Raw genomic sequence first — 18,655 nt, forward strand, 5'->3', positions numbered from 1 at the left:
TTTTAAAGGTACATACCGCCAGTTCCCAAGAACGGTTTACCAGACCTTCTGACCCTGACAAAAATACCGAAGTCCGTGACACGCGAACGCTTCGACCCTCACCTCCCGATCTGTGATGGCACAGATGCGGGTAAGGGCCGTTGTGAAGGCGTGTGCTTTCGCGAAGCCCGAAGCTTTTGAAAGATTTACGTGACCAAAACCTTTTCCGATCTCGGCCTGTCCTCCACTCTGCTGCTGCAACTGGAACGTTCCGGCTATACCACGCCGACGCCGATCCAGGCCCAAGCCATTCCCCACCTGCTGAACGGCCATGACCTTCTGGGCATCGCCCAGACCGGTACCGGCAAGACGGCCGCCTTCGCGCTGCCCATCCTGCAAAAGGTGCTGTCCGAGCGCAAGATGCCGGTGGCACGCCAGACGCGCGTCCTGGTTCTGTCGCCGACGCGCGAACTGGCTTCGCAGATCGCCGACAGCTTCGCGCAATATTCGCGCGGCACCGGCCTGCAGATCGCTACCATCTACGGTGGCGCCAAATACGGCCCGCAATACAAGGCCCTTAACAACGGTCTCGATATCCTGGTGGCCACGCCGGGTCGCTTGATCGACCATATCGAACAAAAGACCGTCGATCTGTCGGCTGTCGAATTCTTCGTTCTCGACGAAGCCGACCAGATGCTCGACCTGGGCTTCGTCAAGCCGATCCGCCAGATCGCTTCGCGCATCAAGGGCGCCCGTCAGAACCTGTTCTTCTCGGCCACCATGCCGAAGGAAATCGGCCTCCTGGCTTCCGAACTGCTGAAAGACCCGAAAAAGGTCGAAGTCACGCCGGAAGCAACGACGGCCGAACGCGTCGAACAAAGCGTCATCTTCATCGAGGCGGTGCGCAAGCGCGCCCTTCTGACCGAATTGTACGCCGAAGACAAGCTGTCGCGTACCCTGGTCTTCACCCGCACCAAGCGGTCGGCTGACAAGGTGGCCGCCTATTTGCAAGCCGGTGGTATCGAAGCCGCTGCGATCCATGGCGACAAGTCGCAAGGTCAGCGCGAACGCGCTCTCCAGGCCTTCAAGGCCGGCAAGGTGCGCGCCCTGGTCGCCACCGATATCGCTGCGCGCGGCATTGATGTCGACAGCGTCTCGCACGTCATCAACTATGAGCTTCCGAACGTGTCGGAAGCCTATGTCCACCGCATCGGCCGTACCGCCCGTGCTGGCAAGACCGGGATCTCGATCAGCTTCTGTTCGGACGATGAACGCAAGATGCTGAAAGATATCGAACGCATGACGCGCCAGCGCATCCCGTCGTTCGACCGCCGTAAGGATCAAGCGTTGAAGCTGCTTGACGAAGCCATGCTGGCGTCCGGCGTTGCTGAAAAGCCGACTACACCCGACCGTATTCCGGCCAAGAAGGAAGCGCGCCACATCGACGGCGATGCCGAATTCGTCCACAAGCGTCAGCGCAACCGTCCGGGCCGTTCGGAACGCACCGACCGTCGCGAGGGCGGTTCGTCCTTTGCCGATCGCAAGTACGGCGCCAAGAAGCGTGATTTTGCTGAACGCCCCGCCAACTATGATCCGATGGCGGCCGAACGTCCGGCGGCTCCGGCCGGCGCGAAGAAGCCCTTCGTCAAGAAGGATTTCTCCGAGCGTCCGGCTTTTGGCGGCCAGAAGGATTTCGCTGACCGCAAGCCCCAGGGCCGGAAGAAGCCATGGGAAGACCGCAACGCTGATGCGCCGCGCGAATTCAAGCCACGTGAAGATAGGCCCCGTGAAGAGAGGGCCGAACGTGGAGCGCATTCGTCGGAACGTCGCACCGAGCGTGGGCCGAAGCCGGAATTCCGTGGCGATCGTCCGGCAAAACCGGCCGATTTCCGTGGCAAGAAGCCGCAGGCCCGCAAGGACAATGCCAGCGGCAAGAATGCCTTTGGCGGAGACCGCAACCACTATAGCGAAGCGCCGCGTCCGAAGTCCGAAGGCGCGCAGTTCAAGCGCCGCAATCGCGGTTAATGCACGTCGCCTATTGAATTTGTAACGCGGGCAAAACGCGTGAGAATTCAATTTGTTCATCGAGAGCCGTCCGGCGGTTGCGCCGGGCGGCTCTTGTGCTATTTTCACGGTTGTGTGATGTATAGTTTTCGCCTTTAATAGACATGTGCGGATACGCCGTACGCAATGCTCTGAGGACATCCGCCACATGACAGCCAAAGCCGCGAAGGCCCTGTTCGCAAGCCTTGCCGTCGTCATGACATTGAGCGCGGCTACCCTGTTGACCTCGTGCGATCGCAAGACCCCGGAAGACAACGCGCCGATGGCGATCGTGGCCAAAACCGTCGATCCGCATTCCTATGCCCGCCCGCAGGAGGCGCGGGTCAGCCATGTCGATCTCGACCTCACGGCTGATTTCCAGACCAAGACCCTGGCGGGCACGGCGACCCTGACCCTGATCACCGAAGCCAATGCCAAACAGGTCATACTCGACACACGCGCGCTCGATATTGAGGCGGTCACCGATGCCTCGGGATCGCCGTTGAAGTTCACGCTGGGCAAGGGCAATGCCATGATGGGCAAGCCGTTGACGATCGAATTACCGCAAGGGGCGCAGAAGATCGTCGTCAAGTACAAGACGACCAAGGACGGCACAGCGCTGCAATGGCTGTCGCCTGAGCAGACCGCCGGCAAGAAATTGCCCTTCCTGTTCAGCCAAGGCGAAGAAATTCACACCCGCACCTGGATCCCGACTCAGGATTCGCCAGCCATCCGCCAGACCTATACTGCGCGCATTGTCGTGCCGCGCGACCTGATGGCGGTCATGAGCGCCGAACGTCTGACGCCCGAGGGTGAAAAAGTACAGGGCCATGTCGGTCAGCGAGCCTACCGCTTCGACATGAAAGAGCCGGTGGCGCCCTACCTGATCGCCCTTGCGGTCGGTGATCTGGGTTTCGAATCCGAAGGCTCGCGCACAGGGGTCTATGCCGAAAAGGCGACGCTGGCGGCCGCGAAAGCCGAATTCACCGATATGCAGGCCATGTTGGAGGCGGCGGAAAAGCTGTACGGGCCTTATAGATGGGGACGCTACGATGTTCTGGTGTTGCCACCGTCCTTCCCATTCGGTGGCATGGAAAACCCGACCCTGACCTTTGCGACGCCAACCATCCTGGCGGGCGACAAGTCGCTGGTGTCGCTGATTGCTCATGAACTGGCGCACAGCTGGTCCGGCAACCTGGTCACCAATGCGACCTGGGAAGACTTCTGGCTCAATGAGGGCTTTACGGTCTATTTCGAAAGCCGCATCATGGAAGAGGTTTACGACAAGGACCGCGCCGATATGCTGCGCGTGCTTGGCTGGCAAGACCTGCAAGCGACGCTCAAGGACCTCAACGACAGCGGTAAATCGGATTTCACACGCCTGCATCCGGACCTGCGCAATATCGATCCGGACGATTATTTCAGCGATGTGCCCTATGAAAAAGGTGCGGCCTTTCTGCGTATGCTGGAGGCCCATTTCGGCCGCAAGAAACTGGATGCCTATCTGAAGGGGTATTTCCAGCGCTTCGCCTTCCAAAGCATGACCACGGACGCTTTCCTGGTCGATCTGCGCACGCACCTGCTGCATAACGACAGTGACCTGGAAAGGCAGCTCAAGATTCGCCAGTGGCTGTACGACAAGGGCATGCCGGACAATGCGGTTGCGCCGACCTCGCAAGCGCTCAACGAAGTATCGGCACAAATACTGGCCTTCATGGAAGGTACGCCGGCGAAATCTCTTAGCGTCCAGGGCTATAGCTCCCCGCAGTGGCAATATTTCCTGACGCATCTGCCGGACAACCTGTCTCCCGACCAGATGGCGGACCTTGACGCGGTCTATGGGTTCAGCAAGTCCCACAATTCGGAAATCCTGTTTGCCTGGCTGCAACAGGCGATCAAGCATCAGTACCAACCCGCTTTGCCGGCGGTGCGTGAGTTCCTTCTGGCGCAAGGCCGCCGGAAGTATGTCGTACCGCTTTACAAGAGCCTGATGGCACAGCCGGGGTGGGGCGTTACTATGGCGAAGTCGGTCTATGCCGACGCCAGGCCTGGCTATCACGACGTTACGCGCGGTACCGTGGACGATATCGTGAAGTAGACGCTCGAGACTGACGTGACGGCCTAGCGCTTTACGTCGAAGCCATCGTCACTCAGGAAGGCGTCCAGGTCGGCCGGGGTCGCCAGGCTGGCGTCACCCGGCTGGGCATGTTTTAGGCAGGCGCAGGCAATACCGTAATCCAAGGCCTTTTCATCCGTCGCACCGGTCAGAAGGCCGTGCATGACACCGGCGGCAAACGCGTCGCCGCCGCCTATGCGATCGACGATGCGCTCAATACTATAGGTGTCGGTTTCCAGCGACCGGTCGCGTAGATACATCAACCCGGTCAGGCGATTGTGATCGACATTGATCTGCTCGCGGCGTGTGCACACCAGACGCTCCAGATGCGGAAAGCTGGCGAAGGCATGATCGGCAGCGGCGCGCTCATCGGCAAAGCGTAGACCCGAAACCAGTTCGATATCGCGATAGCCGCCGAAAATAAGATCGGCCTGGGCCATAAGTTGCATGATATAGGCCGGCGCGTCGCCGCCCCAATCGGCCCACAGTTTTGGGCGATAATTGCAATCGAACGACACCTTGACGCCTAGCGCGCGCGCCTGCTGCATGGCGTTGAGCGCGGCGGTGACGCAGTTTTCCCCCAATGCCGCCGTCACGCCGGATACATGCAGCCAATTGGCGCCTTGCAACAGGGCGGGCCAGTCGAGCTGGCTGAAGTCGGCGACCGCAAAGGCAGAGCCGGCACGGTCGTAAACGATATCTGACGGGCGATGAATCGCGCCGGGCGTCAGGAAGTAGAGCCCCATGCGCTGCGGCCCGCGGGTGATGTCGTGCGTGCCGACGCCCCACCGGCGCAATTCGTTGATTGCGGCTGTGCCCAGGCCATTGTCCGGCACCCGGCTGACCATTCGGGTATCATGTCCCAACCGCGCCAGACCCACGGCGACATTGGCTTCCGCGCCGCCGACAACCGGTTGAAGCGGTGCCAGCGCTTCCAGGACATGCCCGCCGGTAACGCTCAGGCGGATCAGCAGTTCGCCGAAACAAACAAAGCTCTTGGACATGGGTGTTCCTCGATCAGGCGATTTCAGTATGGCGGGCGGTCAAAGGTTCGACGCGCAGGCGGATTTGCGCATCTTTGATACCCGAGAACGTAATAACAGAAGTTTGACCCGCTGCAATGCTGTGCACGCCCGTGGTTTGGCCGGTGGACACCAGTTGCCCCCGTTTGAGCGGACGGCCGCGTTGCGCCAGATGCCCGGCCAGCCAGGCCAGCGCCTGAAACGGTCCACCCGGCATGACGAACAACCCACCTTCGCCAACAATCTGGCCGTCGATTTCGGTCTTCGATTTGAAATTTTTCAGCGCGTCCGGCGACACAGTATCTAGCGTGGTGTCGGAATCGATTTCCAGCAGCTTGGGGCCGAGGATTTCGCCGAAATTATTGCCGAAATCCGACGCGGTGACGGTCGGTCCTAATTCGTTGATCTTGGGGAAGGGGGAACCGGCCACTTCGACGCCAGCGAACAGGGCGTCGCACAGGCGCAGGGCCTCTTCCTCGCTATATTCTGTTTTTTCCGGATCGGCGTCGTGATCGATGCGCAGTACGAATTCGGCCTCGACAGCCGCGAATCCGCCGGTAAATACGGGATAGACCAGTTCTTCGCCGTTATAGTCTTTCAAGGTGTTGGCAAATATGGGACCAGCCATGCGTTCGCCATGCCGGGCCTGAAAATCGGGATGGATGCGGGCGATCTTCCAACCGACGAGCGGTTGGTGCCAGGCATCGAGGGCAGCGTCCTGTATGCGGTACGAATCAGCCATCGCCTCAGGGATATCGCCGGGATATTCGACCAGGGCCGCCGCGGTCTTGCGGGCGGTAACAAAGCGGTGGGCGATATCTGCATGCGTCATCTGGCTTTACCTTACTTTTCTGGTTGGGCGGAACCTATTTGATACCGGTGTCATGATCAACAGCAAAATGCCAGCCAAGGCCTGCATCCGTACCTGATTACAAAAAAGTAGTGGGTGATGTCACAACTCGACAGGCCGGCTCGTCTCTCTTTTACCCACACAGGAGAGACTATCATGAATTTCAATCGTCTGAATGTCGCAGCCCTGGCTGCCGAAGGATATAACGGCATGACCGCCGTCGAAACCTATCTGCACGGCGCCCTCGATGCGAAACTGATGAGCTTGGTCAAGCTGCGCGTATCGCAGATCAATGGCTGCGCCTTCTGCCTGCACATGCATCGCGAAGAGGCGCTGAAGGCTGGCGACACGGATGCCCGCCTCAACATCCTCAATGCCTGGCAGGAATCACGCATGTTCACGGCCAAGGAACGTGCCGCTTTGACATGGGCGGAAGCTCTGGCGCGGATTGCTGAAGATCGCGCCGAAGATGAGACCTATGCCCAGGTAAAGGCGGAGTTCAGCGACAAGGAGATGGCCGACCTGACCCTGTGCATCGCTATGATCAACGCCTGGAATCGGATTGCCATCTCCATGCGCTTCCTGCATGCAGCGGATAAGGCGGCGTGATATCTTTAGCGGAGTCCGCAGCCGGACTCCGGCTTCTTCAGAGAAAGAGTAGCCATGGACGCTGAATGGTTTGAAGGTGAGCGCAGATACCTTCTGGGCGTCGCCTACCGCATGCTGGGCACGATGGCCGAGGCGGAAGACGCCGTGCAGGATACGTTCCTGCGTATCCGTGATACCGACCCGGCCGGGATCGCCTTCAAGCGTGCCTATCTGACTCGTATCGTCACGCGTATCTGCCTGGATGTGCTTAAGTCGGCGCATCGGACACGTGTCGACTATGTCGGTCCGTGGCTGCCTGAGCCCCTGCACGACATAAGTGATTTCACCGGCGCGCCATCGGCCACTGAACTCGCCGATGACCTCTCCATGGGCCTTCTCTACGCCCTTGAACGCCTGACGCCGCTGGAACGCGCCAGCTTTCTGCTCCACGATGTCTTCGATATCGGATTCGCGGATATCGCCGCGACGCTGGACCGGTCCGAGGACAGTTGCCGCCAACTGGCGTCGCGCGCCCGGGCCCACGTGAGGGCGAGCCGTCCCCGTTTCAAGGTGGCGCCGGACGATGAACGGCGCTACCTCGAAGCCTTTGTCACGGCGTCGCAAAACGGAGATGTCGCCGCGCTCGAAGCCATGCTGGCCCAGGACGTGAAACTGTATTCAGACGGGGGTGGCAAGATATCGGCTGCTATAAACATCCTCGAAGGACCGCGTCGCGTCGGCGCCTTCATGGCGGGGATTTATCAGAAATTCCGCAATCATACGACGGCGCGCCTGCGATACGACCGCGTCAACGGCGCGATGTCGTTGCTGACGACGCATGCCGATGGTTACACCGACGTGATGAGCGTCGAAATCCAAGATGGACAGATTCGCGCCGTCTGGTTCCAGCGTAACCCGGATAAGCTGACCCGCTTGAATTAGAGCTTGTAGGCCGCCTTGGGCAGATTGTAGGTCAGGTCCTGAATGACCTCGCCTGCGTCTTCTATCGGCAGACGATGTTCGGTCACCAGGCGTGCCAGGAAGTTGGCGTCGATGCGGCGGGCGACATCGTGGCGCGCCGGGATGGACAGGAAGGCGCGCGTGTCATCATTGAAGCCGACCGTATTGTAGAAACCGGCCGTTTCGGTGACCTGCTCGCGGAAACGCGTCATCCCTTCGGGACTATCGTGGAACCACCAGGAGGGGCCGAGCTTAAGGATCGGGTAGTGACCGGCCAGCGGCGCCAGTTCGCGTGAATAGTTGGTTTCGTCCAGGGTGAACAGGATGACGGTCAGGGCCTTCTCGTTGCCGAAGACATCGAGCAAAGGCTTGAGCGCGTGGACATAGTTGGTCGGCAGAGGGATGTCGCAGCCCTTGTCGCGGCCATAGGCGTCGAAGACCTGCTTGTTGTGGTTACGGAATGAGCCCGGGTGAATTTGCATGGTCAGGCCGTCGTCGAGCGACATGCGCGCCATTTCGGTCAGCATCTGGGCACGGAACAGTTCGGCGTCCTCTGGCGACACATGCTTTTTAAGGATGCGGTGGAACAGGTCCTTAGTATCCGAATGCGACAGATTGGCTGTCTGAGCGGTGGGGTGGCCGTGGTCGGTCGACGTGGCGCCGTAGGTTTTGAACACGTCGCGACGCTTGCGATGTGCGGCCAGATAGCCCTTCCAGCTATGGACATCCTCGCCCGTCAGGTCGGCGAATAGCTTGAGCTTGTCGTGGAAATCCTCGTGCTCGGGATCAATGACCGGGTCCGGACGATAGGCGGTAACGACGCGGCCCTTCCAGCCGGAGTCCTTGATTTTCTGGTGATGTTCCAGAGTATCGGTTGGCCCTTCGGTCGTGGCCAGCAGTTCGATATTGAAACGCTCAAACAGGGCGCGCGGCCGATAGTCGGCCGTGGCCAGCAGTTCGCCGATGCGATCGAAATACAGATCGGCCGTCGTTTCATCGAGCGCAACGTCGAAGCCCATGATTTCAGCGAAGACATAGGACATCCACATATAGGTGGGCGTGCCCCGGAACAAATGCTGGTTGGCCGCGAAGATGTGCCATGCCTTGCGGGGATCGGCGGCGGACGGGCCGGCCTTGGAACCGACGCCGACGGCATCCATGTCGATGCCCTGGCTGTACAGCATGCGGTAGATGTAGTGGTCGGGGCTCAGGAACAGCGCCGTGGCGTTTTCGAACGGCTGATTGTCGGCGAACCATGACGGATCGGTATGGCCGTGCGGCGACAGGATCGGCAGGCTCTTTACGCTGGCATATAACTCGCGCGCAATGGCGCGGTGGGCGGGATCGGACGAGAACAGACGATCGGCATGAAGCGAAAGGGGCTTGGGCATCTGGCAACCTTGGTGGCGTGTTTATGCGGCGTACAGGTAGACGCTGGTGCCGGGTTTGACAACCATTATTCGTATGATGATCTGACCAAATATCAGCGCGACGCCGGTCCGGATGACCCGCGCACGACCAGGGCGGCGTCGATTATCACGGTGGGCTTCACGGTGCCCTCGGTCTGGATCAGGGTCTCCGCGGCAATGCGCGCCATGTCCCGGGTAGGGAGGCGAACCGTGGTCAGCGGCGGATAGATGCGCGTGGCGATGGGCGCATCGTCGAAACCGATGATGGTCAGGTCTTCCGGGATGCGCAGCCCCTTTTCAAAGGCGGCGCGATAGGCAGCGGCGGCCATTTCGTCGTTGGCACAGATCAGGGCTGTCGGCGGATTGGCGTGGCTGAGCAGGGTACGGGCGCCGGCATAGCCGGACTCGAAGCTATAGTCGCCGGGAACTTCAAGATCCGGCGCGATTTTCACGCCGTGCTCAGCCAGGCCAGCGTCGAAGCCGGCGCGGCGTTCATGGGCCGATGGGTAGGCCAGATTGCCGCTGACGTAACCGATGCGCGTGTGGCCCAGTTCGCCGACATGGGCGCCGGCCTGACGGCAGCCTTCACGGTCGCGCGACACGATTTGTTGCGCATGGATGGGCGGGGAGGCGTCTTCGCCCGACCGCGCGGTGATGCGGATATAGGGTATGTCCAGTTGGTCCATCAGCGCCAGCAGGTCGCGATCTTCGGCGATGGGCGGCAGGATGATGACTCCGGCCAGACGTTGCGATTCGACGAAGTTGCGGATGTCTTCCAGGAAGTTCGCGCTGCGCCAGTCGCACGGGTGAACGACCAGTTCCGTACCCGAGCCACGCAGGCCATCGAGCGCCCCCATCTGCATATTGACGATGTATTGCGCATTGGGATTGTCGTAGACGAGCCCAAGCAGGAATGACCGTCGGAACGCCAGGCCGCGCGCCTGCGGGTCCGGACGGAAGCCGACACGGGCGATAATGTCGTTTACGGCGTCACGCGTTTCCTCGCGCACACTGGGCGAATTGTTGATGACGCGCGATACAGTCTTTTTGGAAACCTGCGCCAGATGCGCCACATCGTTGATGGTCGCCTTTTTGCGGCGTTTCAGGAAATCTTCGACGGCGTCCTTCGCGGCGGGCTCGCGCGAGGTTTGGGCGGGGAAGGAAAGTTTTGCCATGATGCGTTTTTTTGATTATGTTGTATGATGAATTTCGAAATGGCGTTGACTATTGTCAATGTACGGGTAAATGAGCGCGGGTAAACGGCTTTTTGTCCGCTGAACAGGCCTTTGACAGGCCTGTGTCGTTTATTTTTGTCATGAGCGTCAAACGTCAGTCTCCTGATGTATATTTGCGTGCTCCGTGACACCGGTATCATAATGTAAGTCGGGCGTGCATGCACGTTCTTTTTGATGGAAGAGTTTTTATGCCAGACGATCAGGCCGGAGGTACGGGTTTGAATGAAGCCGCGCCGTTGCAATGGTTGCGCGTTAGCCCGCGTGATTCCGTTGCGGTCGCGCTGAACGACCTGCCAACCGGAGCGGAGATCGCCGGTGATGGCTATGCGGTCACCTTGCGAGACGATGTCCCCAAGGGGCACAAGATCGCCGTCAGGGATATGGCAGCCGGTGAGACCGTTCTGAAACTTGGCTTCGCCATCGGCAAGGCGTCACGCGACATCGCCGCCGGCGAACATGTTCATGCCCATAACCTGGTCACGGCGCTTAGCGGTGTCGAAGATTACAGCTACCAGCCGGATGCCCCGGCAACCGTGCCCGCCCTGACAGAGGCGACGTTTCAGGGCTATCGGCGCAGTTGGGGCGGGGTCGGCATCCGTAACGAAATTTGGATTCTTTGCACCGTCGGCTGCGTCGCCAAGACGTCCGAACGCCTGGCGCGCATCGCCTCTGACCGCTTTAAAGGTCGGGTCGACGGCGTTTATGCTCTGACCCATCCGCTCGGGTGTTCGCAACTGGGTGACGATCTCGATCACACCCGAAAACTGCTGGCCGGCCTGGCCATGCATCCCAATGCGGGCGGCGTTCTGATCGTCGGTTTGGGCTGTGAAAACAACCAGTTGTCCGCCTTGATCCAGGAGATCGACCGGTCGGCTGACCGGCTGAAATATTTCGCGGCCCAGATGGTCGAAGACGAACATGAAGCCGGTCTGGAAGCCTTGGAAGCCTTGGTCGGCACAATCGAACGGGATCAACGCGAAACCTGCTCGGTCCGGGACCTGGCCATCGGCGTCAAATGCGGTGGATCAGACGGCTTTTCGGGCCTGACGGCCAATCCGTTGGTTGGGTTGGTCGCCGACCGCGTTGCCTTCGCTGGCGGCATGGCCATCATGACCGAAATTCCGGAAATCTTCGGTGCCGAACGCCAATTGATGGCGCGTGCCAAGGACGAGCAGGTGTTTCATCAGGTGGTTGACGTCGTCAACGACTTCAAAAATTACTTCCTTGCGCACAATCAGCCGGTTTTTGAGAATCCGTCGCCGGGTAACAAGGCGGGGGGCATTACGACCCTGGAAGAAAAATCGCTCGGCGCAGTGCAGAAGGGCGGGCACAGTCCCCTGAATTCGGTCCTGCGCTACGGGGAGCGGGCGCGCGAGGCCGGCCTGTCGCTACTGGAGGCGCCCGGCAATGACGCGGTCTCGTCCACGGCCTTGACGGCGGCGGGCGCGGTAATCGTCCTGTTCACAACAGGGCGGGGGACGCCTCTGGGCTTTCCGGCACCGACGCTCAAGATCGCATCCAATACCGCGCTGGCCGAGAAAAAGCCCCATTGGATCGATTTTAATGCTGGACAAGTTCTGGAAGGTCTGACCATTGGTCAGACCGCCGATAAGCTGATGGATCTGATCCTGAAAACCGCATCCGGACAGCCGGCCTGTAACGAAAAGAACGATGAGCGCGAAATCGCCATCTGGAAAAATGGGGTGACCCTCTAATGCGTTTGTCTCTTGCCACGGTATCCGCGACCCGCGCTGCAAAGCCTGCCTACGATCCGACTTCCCTCGACATCGGTGTGGTTCATTTCGGGCCGGGCGCTTTTCACCGCGCCCATCAGGCGGCCTATTTCGACGCCTTGGCCGCTACGGACACACGGTGGGGGATTTGCGGGGTTTCGCTCCATTCGACTGGCGTTCGCGATGCCTTGGCGCCGCAGGATGGCCTTTATACCCTGGCCATTCTTGATGCCGAGATCAGCTATCGCGTGATCGGCGCCATCCGTGAAGTCCTGGTCGGGCCGGAAGATGTCGAAGCCGTGTTTGAGCGCCTCACGCGCCCGTCGGTTGGCATAGTGACGTCGACCGTGACGGAAAAAGGGTATTGCCTCGGACCTGATTTCGCGCTCGATTTTCAGCATGCGGACATTATTTATGACCTCGCGAATCCGCAAACACCAAAATCGTTTATCGGCTATGTTGCCGAAGGGCTACGCCGCCGTAAACAGGCAGGACTGAAGCCGTTCGTTCTCATTCCGTGTGACAATCTACCGAAAAACGGTCATCGCCTGAAGGCGGCGGTCGTGGCCTTCGCGGCGCGGTTCGATGCCGGTCTGGCAGACTGGATCGACGCCGGTCTGGCGTGTCCCTGCACGATGGTGGACTCGATTACTCCGGCGACGGACGATGCCCTGCGCGCCCGAGTTGCCGATGTGACCGGACTGGAAGACGCCTGGCCGATCCAGCGCGAAGCCTTTACGCAATGGGTTATCGAAGATCACGTTCATGACGGGGGTCCGGACTGGACAAGCGTTGGCGTCATTCTGACCGACAATGTGCCGGCCTATGAACGCGCCAAGTTGCGCCTGCTCAATGGACCGCATTCCACCTTGGCCTATGCCGGTTTGCACAAGGGTTATGACAGCGTCTCTCAGGCTATGGACGACGCCGAACTGGCGCAGACCGTCCGGGCCCTGATGATCGAGGATGTCGTGCCGCTTCTGGAGGCGCCGAAAGGTCTCGACCTCGTGGCCTATAGCGAAGATATCCTGACACGTTTCCGCAATCCGGCCATAGTGCACAAGCTGTCCCAGATCGCGTGGGACGGGTCGCAGAAGCTGCCGATACGTATCCTCAGCTCCTTGTCGGAGGCGTTGCAGCGCGGGCATGACATCACGCGCCTTGCCTTGCCGCTGGCGGCGTGGATGCGCTTTGTCCGTCTCAAGGCGGTCAAGGCGGAGGCAATTACCGACCCCTTGGCGACGGACCTGATCGCTGTCGGTTTGACCTGCAAGGATGTAGTATCTGATGTAGGATTGTTCCTGGCCCTGCGTTCCGTCTTTCCGGAAGACCTGGCCAATAATCGCACAGTGATCGCCGCCATTGAAGGGGCCTATACCCGTCTGCTCGCCCAAGAAGGTGTTTTCGCTTGAGGTCATGACGGGCGCGGCCTAAACCGAAAGGATAGGAGACCGCCATGACCGACATCAGCGAGGCCGACACAGCATTTTTGGGTGGCGGCCGTATCCACAATGACCGGCCGTTCAAAGCGGTGGGCATCGCCGTGCTGACCATTTCCGATACGCGGGACGAAGACAGCGACACGTCGGGTGATGTGCTGGCGCGCCGGATCGAGTTCGCCGGCCATATCGTGGCCGATCGCGGCCTTGTGCGGGATGATATCGACGCCATTCGCGCCAAGGTCATGGCGTGGGTGGGATCAGGCCGGATCGACGCCATCATCACCACGGGCGGGACGGGCATAACGGGCCGCGATGTGACGCCTGAGGCCATCGAACCCCTGCTGAATAAGCGGATCGAAGGGTTTTCGACCCTTTTCCATATGCTCAGCTATCAGACGGTCGGCCTATCCACACTGCAATCGCGGGCGCTTGCCGGTATTATAAATGGCGTTTTCATCTTTTGCCTGCCGGGCTCGAACGGCGCGGTCAAGGATGGCTGGGACAAGGTCATTCGCTGGCAGCTCGACAGCCGTCATGGCCCCTGCAATATGGTCGAACTCATGCCACGGTTGACCGAAACATGAAGAACATAACGGTTGATGACGCCATAAACCGGGTTAGGGCTCGGGCCTTGGCGCCTGTCGTGGAAACGGTCGTCCTGGCGAAAGGCCCTGGACGCGTTTTGGCATCCGACGTCGCTGCTACGCGGGATCAGCCGCCATTTAATGCGTCCGCCATGGATGGTTATGCCGTCCGGCGGGACTCGCTTCTGCCGAAGGCGAAAACGCTGACGCTGCATGTGGTGGGCGAAAGTTCTGCCGGGCGGGCTTATCCTGGCGGCGTCGCCGTGGGGGAGGCGGTCCGCATCTTTACCGGTGCGCCGATGCCTGCCGGTTGTGACGCTATAATCATTCAGGAACATGTCACCAGGCGGGATGGTGTGATCGACATCGGGCCTGAGGGGCGTCATCCTCTTCAGGGCCATATCCGCCGGGCCGGACAGGATTTTCGTGCCGGAGATATATTGCTCGAAGCGGGCGTCCGGCTCGATCCGTGGTGGTTGTCCCTGGCGGCGGCGGCGGGCCGCGACAGGCTCGACGTCCATCGCCGACCGAAAATCGTTGTTCTCTGTACCGGCGATGAGTTGGTCCTTCCGGGCGAAAAGCCGAAGGCGGATCAAATATACGAATCGGCCTCGCACGCCCTTATCGCGCTGATTAAACAATGGGGCGGTAAGGCGCGGTATCTCGGTGTTCGCGCCGACGACGCCAAGGCCATTCAGAAGGCGCTGAAAGGGGCTGATGCCGACCTGATCGTCACGGTCGGCGGGGCCAGTGTAGGGGATTACGACCTCGTCAAACCTGCCCTGCAAAAACTCGGACTGAGCCTCGATTTCGAAAGCGTGGCCGTCAGGCCGGGCAAACCAACCAGCTTCGGCGTTCTAACAAATGGTATACGCGTGCTGGGTTTGCCGGGGAATCCGGCATCTGCGTTCGTAACCGCACAATTGTTTCTCAAGCCTTGGATCGAATCCTCATTGGGGATGACGCAGGCGCCCGCCTTCATCACCGCCATCAGCCAGACGCCTCTGCCGGCCGCAGGACCGCGTGAAGCCTATCTGCGCGCGCACCTCAGCTGTTCACAGCAGGGGCAGTTGCAGGTTACGGCCTTTGACGATCAGGATTCGTCCCTGGTTAGCGTGTTCGCACGCGCCGATGTGCTGATCAGACTGCCGGCCAATGCCCCGTCGCAAAAGGCCGGTGCGCGGGTCGATGTGCTGCCGCTCGACCGGCTGTAAAAAAGACACGCTCATTTCCTAATTTTATTCGGTCTTCGCTCGACCTCTGGACGAAGCGGGTTCACGCATGCACACATAGGGCATGACCCTGCAAAGCAATTCCCGGCTCGATATTGCCACTGGCTTCGCCACGGATATCGGCAAGCGCGATGAAAATCAGGACTTCGCCGCCCTGTGCCTGGAGGACGGTCAGCGTCACCACGGCGCAGTTGCGGCGATGGCGGATGGGGTGGGCGGACGCAAAGGGGGCCGCGTCGCGGCGGAATTGTCCGTGCGCACCTTTATCGACGATTACCTTGGTCAGTCGGAGTTGCTGTCGCCGCGCAAGACGGCGGCGCGCGCATTGGAAAGCATAAATTACTGGCTGTTCCGCGAGGGGCAGAAAAACGAAGCGCTGAAAGGGATGTGCGCCGCCTTTACCGGCATCGTCATCAAAGGACGGCGACTGCACAGCTTTCATGTCGGCGATACGCGCCTCTATCGACTGCGCGAAGGCCAATTGGAACTGCTGACACAGGATCATAAGCCCGAGGGGGCGGAAGGCAGCAATTTCATCAGCCGCGCCGTGGGGGCCGAAGAAGCCATACGCATTGATTACGGCGCGCACGATATACTGCCGCATGACCGTTTGATGTTGTGTTCGGACGGCGTGCATGGGTTTGTCAGCCAGGCGCAGATTCAAACCCTGCTGGATGGCCGCGCCTCTCCGGATGAAACGGCGCAGCGGCTGGTATCGACGGCCATCGCGCACGGCGGCGACGACAATGCCACGGCTATGGTGATCGACATTATCGATCTGCCGCCCGCCACCATCGAAGATCTTAATCTCGCCATCGCCAAGCTGCCCATGATCGAGCCGCCCTCTGTCGGCGAAACCATCGACGGCTTCAAGCTGGAACGGCAACTGGCTGACGGCATATATAGTCGTGTGTTTCGCGCGCGCGACCAGCGGGAGTTCCGCGCCGGCATCAGTCCGCACGTTGTGCTGAAATTTCCCAAGCCGCACACCATCGGGTCGGAAACATCGGCGCGTTCAGCCTTCATGCGCGAAGCCTGGGTGGCGTCGCGGGTACAGCATATGTGGATCGGCGCGGTGCTGGACCTGGCGCCCGGTCGCCAGAGCTGCCTGTATGTCGCCCAGCCTTACTATGTCGGGGAAACCCTGGAGCACCGCATCAATCGCGCGCCGAAGCTGCGGCTGGAGGAAGGGGTCGCCATCGGCACCAAGCTGGCCAAGGCGCTGGGGTCGCTGCATCGCGCAGGCATCATCCATCGCGACGTAAAGCCGGAAAATATCATTTTGATGGCCGATGGTGGTTTCAAGCTGGTCGATCTGGGCGTGGCGCGCATTCCCGGCATCGACAAGGATGCGCTCTTCGTGCCCGGTACGCCCAGTTACAAGGCGCCGGAACTGTTCGACGGCAAGCCTGGCGATGAACGATCGGATATATTCGCGGTGGGCGTGACGCTTTATCGTATGTTCACAGGCGGCGACTATCCGTTCGGCGAGATTGAAACCGGCCAGACGCCGCGTTTCAACCGTCCGGAGCGGTTGACCAGCAAGCGCAGCGACCTACCGGCCTGGCTCGACAGCCTGATCCTTCAGTCCTTGGCGCCGAATCCGGCCGACCGTTTCCAGGACGGATTTGAAATGGCGTTTAAGCTGGAAACCGGCACCTATGGCGCTGAACCGGACTTCTTCCGCAAACATTCATGGGTGGGCCGTAACCAGGTGGGCATTTGGCGCGGTATCAGCCTGATTTTGGCGATCTGCCTAGCCGTGTCGATCGCGACCGCGCGGACGGATATTGTGCTACCGGCCTGGACGCATCAGGTTCTGGACAAACTCGCCAAGCCGTTCGGCTGACGGCTATGGCTCGGTGACAACGTCGCGGTGTTGCGGCGCGAGGGCGGCCAGAAGCTGGTTTTGCGCCCGGAACGGAATATGTTTCCGGTCCATGGCAATCTGGAGGTCTTCGACCAGGGCCAGGAAATCCGCTTGGTGAACACCGAGCTTGGCGTGCACCGTTTTCATGTCCTTGCCGGTATAGGTGCAGCCGCCCCCCAGGATCTGGCAGAACTGCGACACCAGTTCCCACTTGACACGTGTCTGATCCACGGCGACGAAAAAGTCCTTGGTGCGCGGATCGGCCAGCAGGATGACCATAAAGTCGTCCATCAGTGCGACCAGACCGTCATGCCCGCCAAAGTCGCCATATAGCTTGCCATCGCTCGAAATGACGGGGGCGGTGGCGGCGCTGGGTGCCGAAGCCGGATAGGTCTGAGCGAAAGCGGGCACCGAACAGAACAGCAGCATGCCGGCCATAACCCCTAAAGAGACGGATTTCATGGTGGCGCGCATCCTTTAAAAGCCGCCCTGCAGGGAGACGTATAGCCCCGACTGCCGGCGCGTGACGATATTGCCGAGATCGGCATAGGCGAGGGTAAGCGACAGGTGCTTGTTCAGGGCGTAAGCCGCGAAGATGTCTACGGCGCCGCCTTCCTTGGCAACGCCGAGATTGTCCGGCTTGGTGCGAAATTCTGCCCCGACCGCCAGATGCCGGTTGAGGAGATATGCCACCGAGCCTTCGGCCTGGAGGTGGTAGGCGTTGTCCTGCCCGCCATACCCCAAAATACCGAACTGGTTGGCCTTGGTGGCGCGTAAGGTGCCGTTGAGCAGTATGCCTTGCGCCAACAACAGCTTTGTCGCACTGATATAATAGTCCGTAGACTGATCATCTCGTGCGCCCAGGGCCTTGACCAGGTCGCCATTCTTATTGGATTTGAATTGCGCCCCGACGGCGATTTGCGGCAACCAGCTGTCCTGCTCCAGGACGGCATCGCCGATCAGCTTGACCTTCACACCGATGGTGTCCTGCGAAATGGTGTAGCCGGCGCCCAGGCCCAGCGCGGCACCGACCTGCTGGGTGTCGAAATCCTGACGGGCATAGGATAGCTCGACGCGGTCATGAATGCCGATCAGCGCGCCATAGGAGGTGATCTTGTAGTCTTGCGTGCCGATAGTGGTGTAATAGGCATTGGCGCCGGTTTGGCCACGGCTACCGTAGCTACCGATAACCGCCCACGGCGTCAGACCGCCACCCGCCGCGCCTTCGACCTGGCTGACGCCGCCGGTCAGAAGCAACTTGCCGCTGGCATAGGTGAAAAAATCTTCGGCGTGAGTGCTCCCTGCATAGACGAAACTGGCACAGACGAAACTGGCGGCGATTGCCATCCGGCTAAATACGGTTTTCAATAGGTGGTCCCATGGTGGCGCATTGGCAAAATACGTGCCTGAACTTGTTTAAGGCTTGCTTTATGGGGTCGGTTTTTCACAGAAATGCTTCGGTTTAGCGAATTCGCGGCGGAAAATCGGCCGATTTTCACCTTACAAAAATGTAATGTTTCCGGCTTGCGGGGCTGTGCTAACCGTGCCAACTGGTTTCTCGTTTAATTATCTGCGCAAGGGCTTCCGGGTCG

General features: G+C 60.0%; 15 protein-coding genes. 9 read left to right on the top strand and 6 right to left on the bottom strand.

Features of this window, described 5'->3' with window-relative positions; translation table 11 throughout:
• Nucleotides 1-189: 189 nt before the first annotated feature.
• Complete coding sequence (locus RCJ00_RS12670; protein WP_316222325.1) at nt 190-2,004, top strand: DEAD/DEAH box helicase; 1,815 nt, start codon at nt 190-192, stop codon at nt 2,002-2,004.
• 187 nt (nt 2,005-2,191) lie between these two features.
• Nucleotides 2,192-4,120 (top strand): M1 family metallopeptidase, encoded by a 1,929-nt coding sequence (locus RCJ00_RS12675; protein ID WP_316222326.1) that lies wholly within the window; start codon nt 2,192-2,194, stop codon nt 4,118-4,120.
• Nucleotides 4,121-4,143: 23 nt separating this feature from the next.
• Here RCJ00_RS12675 and RCJ00_RS12680 read toward each other — a convergent pair whose 3' ends face one another.
• Nucleotides 4,144-5,142, bottom strand: coding sequence for a PfkB family carbohydrate kinase (locus RCJ00_RS12680; protein ID WP_316222327.1), 999 nt, complete (start codon nt 5,140-5,142; stop codon nt 4,144-4,146).
• 13 nt (nt 5,143-5,155) lie between these two features.
• Complete coding sequence (locus RCJ00_RS12685) at nt 5,156-5,992, bottom strand: 2-keto-4-pentenoate hydratase (protein ID WP_316222328.1); 837 nt, start codon at nt 5,990-5,992, stop codon at nt 5,156-5,158.
• Between the two features lie 174 nt (nt 5,993-6,166).
• Here RCJ00_RS12685 and RCJ00_RS12690 point away from each other — a divergent pair, with 174 nt between their 5' ends.
• Nucleotides 6,167-6,619, top strand: coding sequence for a carboxymuconolactone decarboxylase family protein (locus RCJ00_RS12690; RefSeq protein WP_316222329.1), 453 nt, complete (start codon nt 6,167-6,169; stop codon nt 6,617-6,619).
• 54 nt (nt 6,620-6,673) lie between these two features.
• Nucleotides 6,674-7,540, top strand: a complete 867-nt coding sequence (locus tag RCJ00_RS12695) for a sigma-70 family RNA polymerase sigma factor (protein WP_316222330.1) — start codon at nt 6,674-6,676, stop codon at nt 7,538-7,540.
• On the opposite strand, the gene uxaC is transcribed toward RCJ00_RS12695, so the two are convergent.
• Together uxaC and RCJ00_RS12705 are read right to left on the bottom strand one after the other, a co-directional pair.
• Nucleotides 7,537-8,949, bottom strand: coding sequence for a glucuronate isomerase (gene uxaC, locus RCJ00_RS12700; protein WP_316222331.1), 1,413 nt, complete (start codon nt 8,947-8,949; stop codon nt 7,537-7,539). The two genes, RCJ00_RS12695 and uxaC, sit on opposite strands and share 4 nt — an antisense overlap.
• Before the next feature lie 92 nt (nt 8,950-9,041).
• Nucleotides 9,042-10,142 (bottom strand): LacI family DNA-binding transcriptional regulator, encoded by a 1,101-nt coding sequence (locus RCJ00_RS12705; RefSeq protein ID WP_316222333.1) that lies wholly within the window; start codon nt 10,140-10,142, stop codon nt 9,042-9,044.
• A gap of 248 nt (nt 10,143-10,390) precedes the next feature.
• Here RCJ00_RS12705 and RCJ00_RS12710 point away from each other — a divergent pair, with 248 nt between their 5' ends.
• The 5 genes from RCJ00_RS12710 (at nt 10,391) to RCJ00_RS12730 (ending at nt 17,042) form a co-directional block, all read left to right on the top strand.
• Nucleotides 10,391-11,917 carry a UxaA family hydrolase gene (locus RCJ00_RS12710; protein ID WP_316222334.1) on the top strand — a complete coding sequence of 509 codons (1,527 nt, stop codon included), beginning with the start codon at nt 10,391-10,393 and terminating at the stop codon, nt 11,915-11,917.
• The gene (locus RCJ00_RS12715; protein ID WP_316222335.1) at nt 11,917-13,347 is read left to right on the top strand and encodes a mannitol dehydrogenase family protein; all 1,431 of its coding nucleotides are present in this window, start codon (nt 11,917-11,919) and stop codon (nt 13,345-13,347) included. The genes RCJ00_RS12710 and RCJ00_RS12715 overlap by 1 nt, the downstream gene beginning before the upstream one ends.
• Nucleotides 13,348-13,391: 44 nt before the next feature.
• A complete protein-coding gene (gene moaB / locus RCJ00_RS12720) occupies nt 13,392-13,961 on the top strand; it encodes a molybdenum cofactor biosynthesis protein B (protein WP_316222336.1) in 570 nt (189 codons plus the stop codon).
• On the top strand, nt 13,958-15,175 hold the full coding sequence (locus RCJ00_RS12725) for a molybdopterin molybdotransferase MoeA (protein ID WP_316222337.1): 1,218 nt from the start codon (nt 13,958-13,960) through the stop codon (nt 15,173-15,175). Before moaB ends, RCJ00_RS12725 begins: the two co-directional genes overlap by 4 nt.
• A gap of 82 nt (nt 15,176-15,257) precedes the next feature.
• Nucleotides 15,258-17,042, top strand: a complete 1,785-nt coding sequence (locus RCJ00_RS12730) for a bifunctional protein-serine/threonine kinase/phosphatase (RefSeq protein ID WP_316222338.1) — start codon at nt 15,258-15,260, stop codon at nt 17,040-17,042.
• A gap of 3 nt (nt 17,043-17,045) precedes the next feature.
• Here the strand turns inward: RCJ00_RS12730 and RCJ00_RS12735 are convergent, their stop codons facing one another.
• Both RCJ00_RS12735 and RCJ00_RS12740 read right to left on the bottom strand, forming a co-directional pair.
• Nucleotides 17,046-17,525 carry a group I truncated hemoglobin gene (locus tag RCJ00_RS12735; RefSeq protein WP_316222339.1) on the bottom strand — a complete coding sequence of 160 codons (480 nt, stop codon included), beginning with the start codon at nt 17,523-17,525 and terminating at the stop codon, nt 17,046-17,048.
• A gap of 15 nt (nt 17,526-17,540) precedes the next feature.
• On the bottom strand, nt 17,541-18,431 hold the full coding sequence (locus tag RCJ00_RS12740; protein ID WP_316222340.1) for a DUF3034 family protein: 891 nt from the start codon (nt 18,429-18,431) through the stop codon (nt 17,541-17,543).
• Nucleotides 18,432-18,655: the final 224 nt, after the last annotated feature.

It is taken from the genome of Asticcacaulis aquihabitans (assembly GCF_032490435.1).
Classification (GTDB): Bacteria; Pseudomonadota; Alphaproteobacteria; order Caulobacterales; family Caulobacteraceae; genus Asticcacaulis.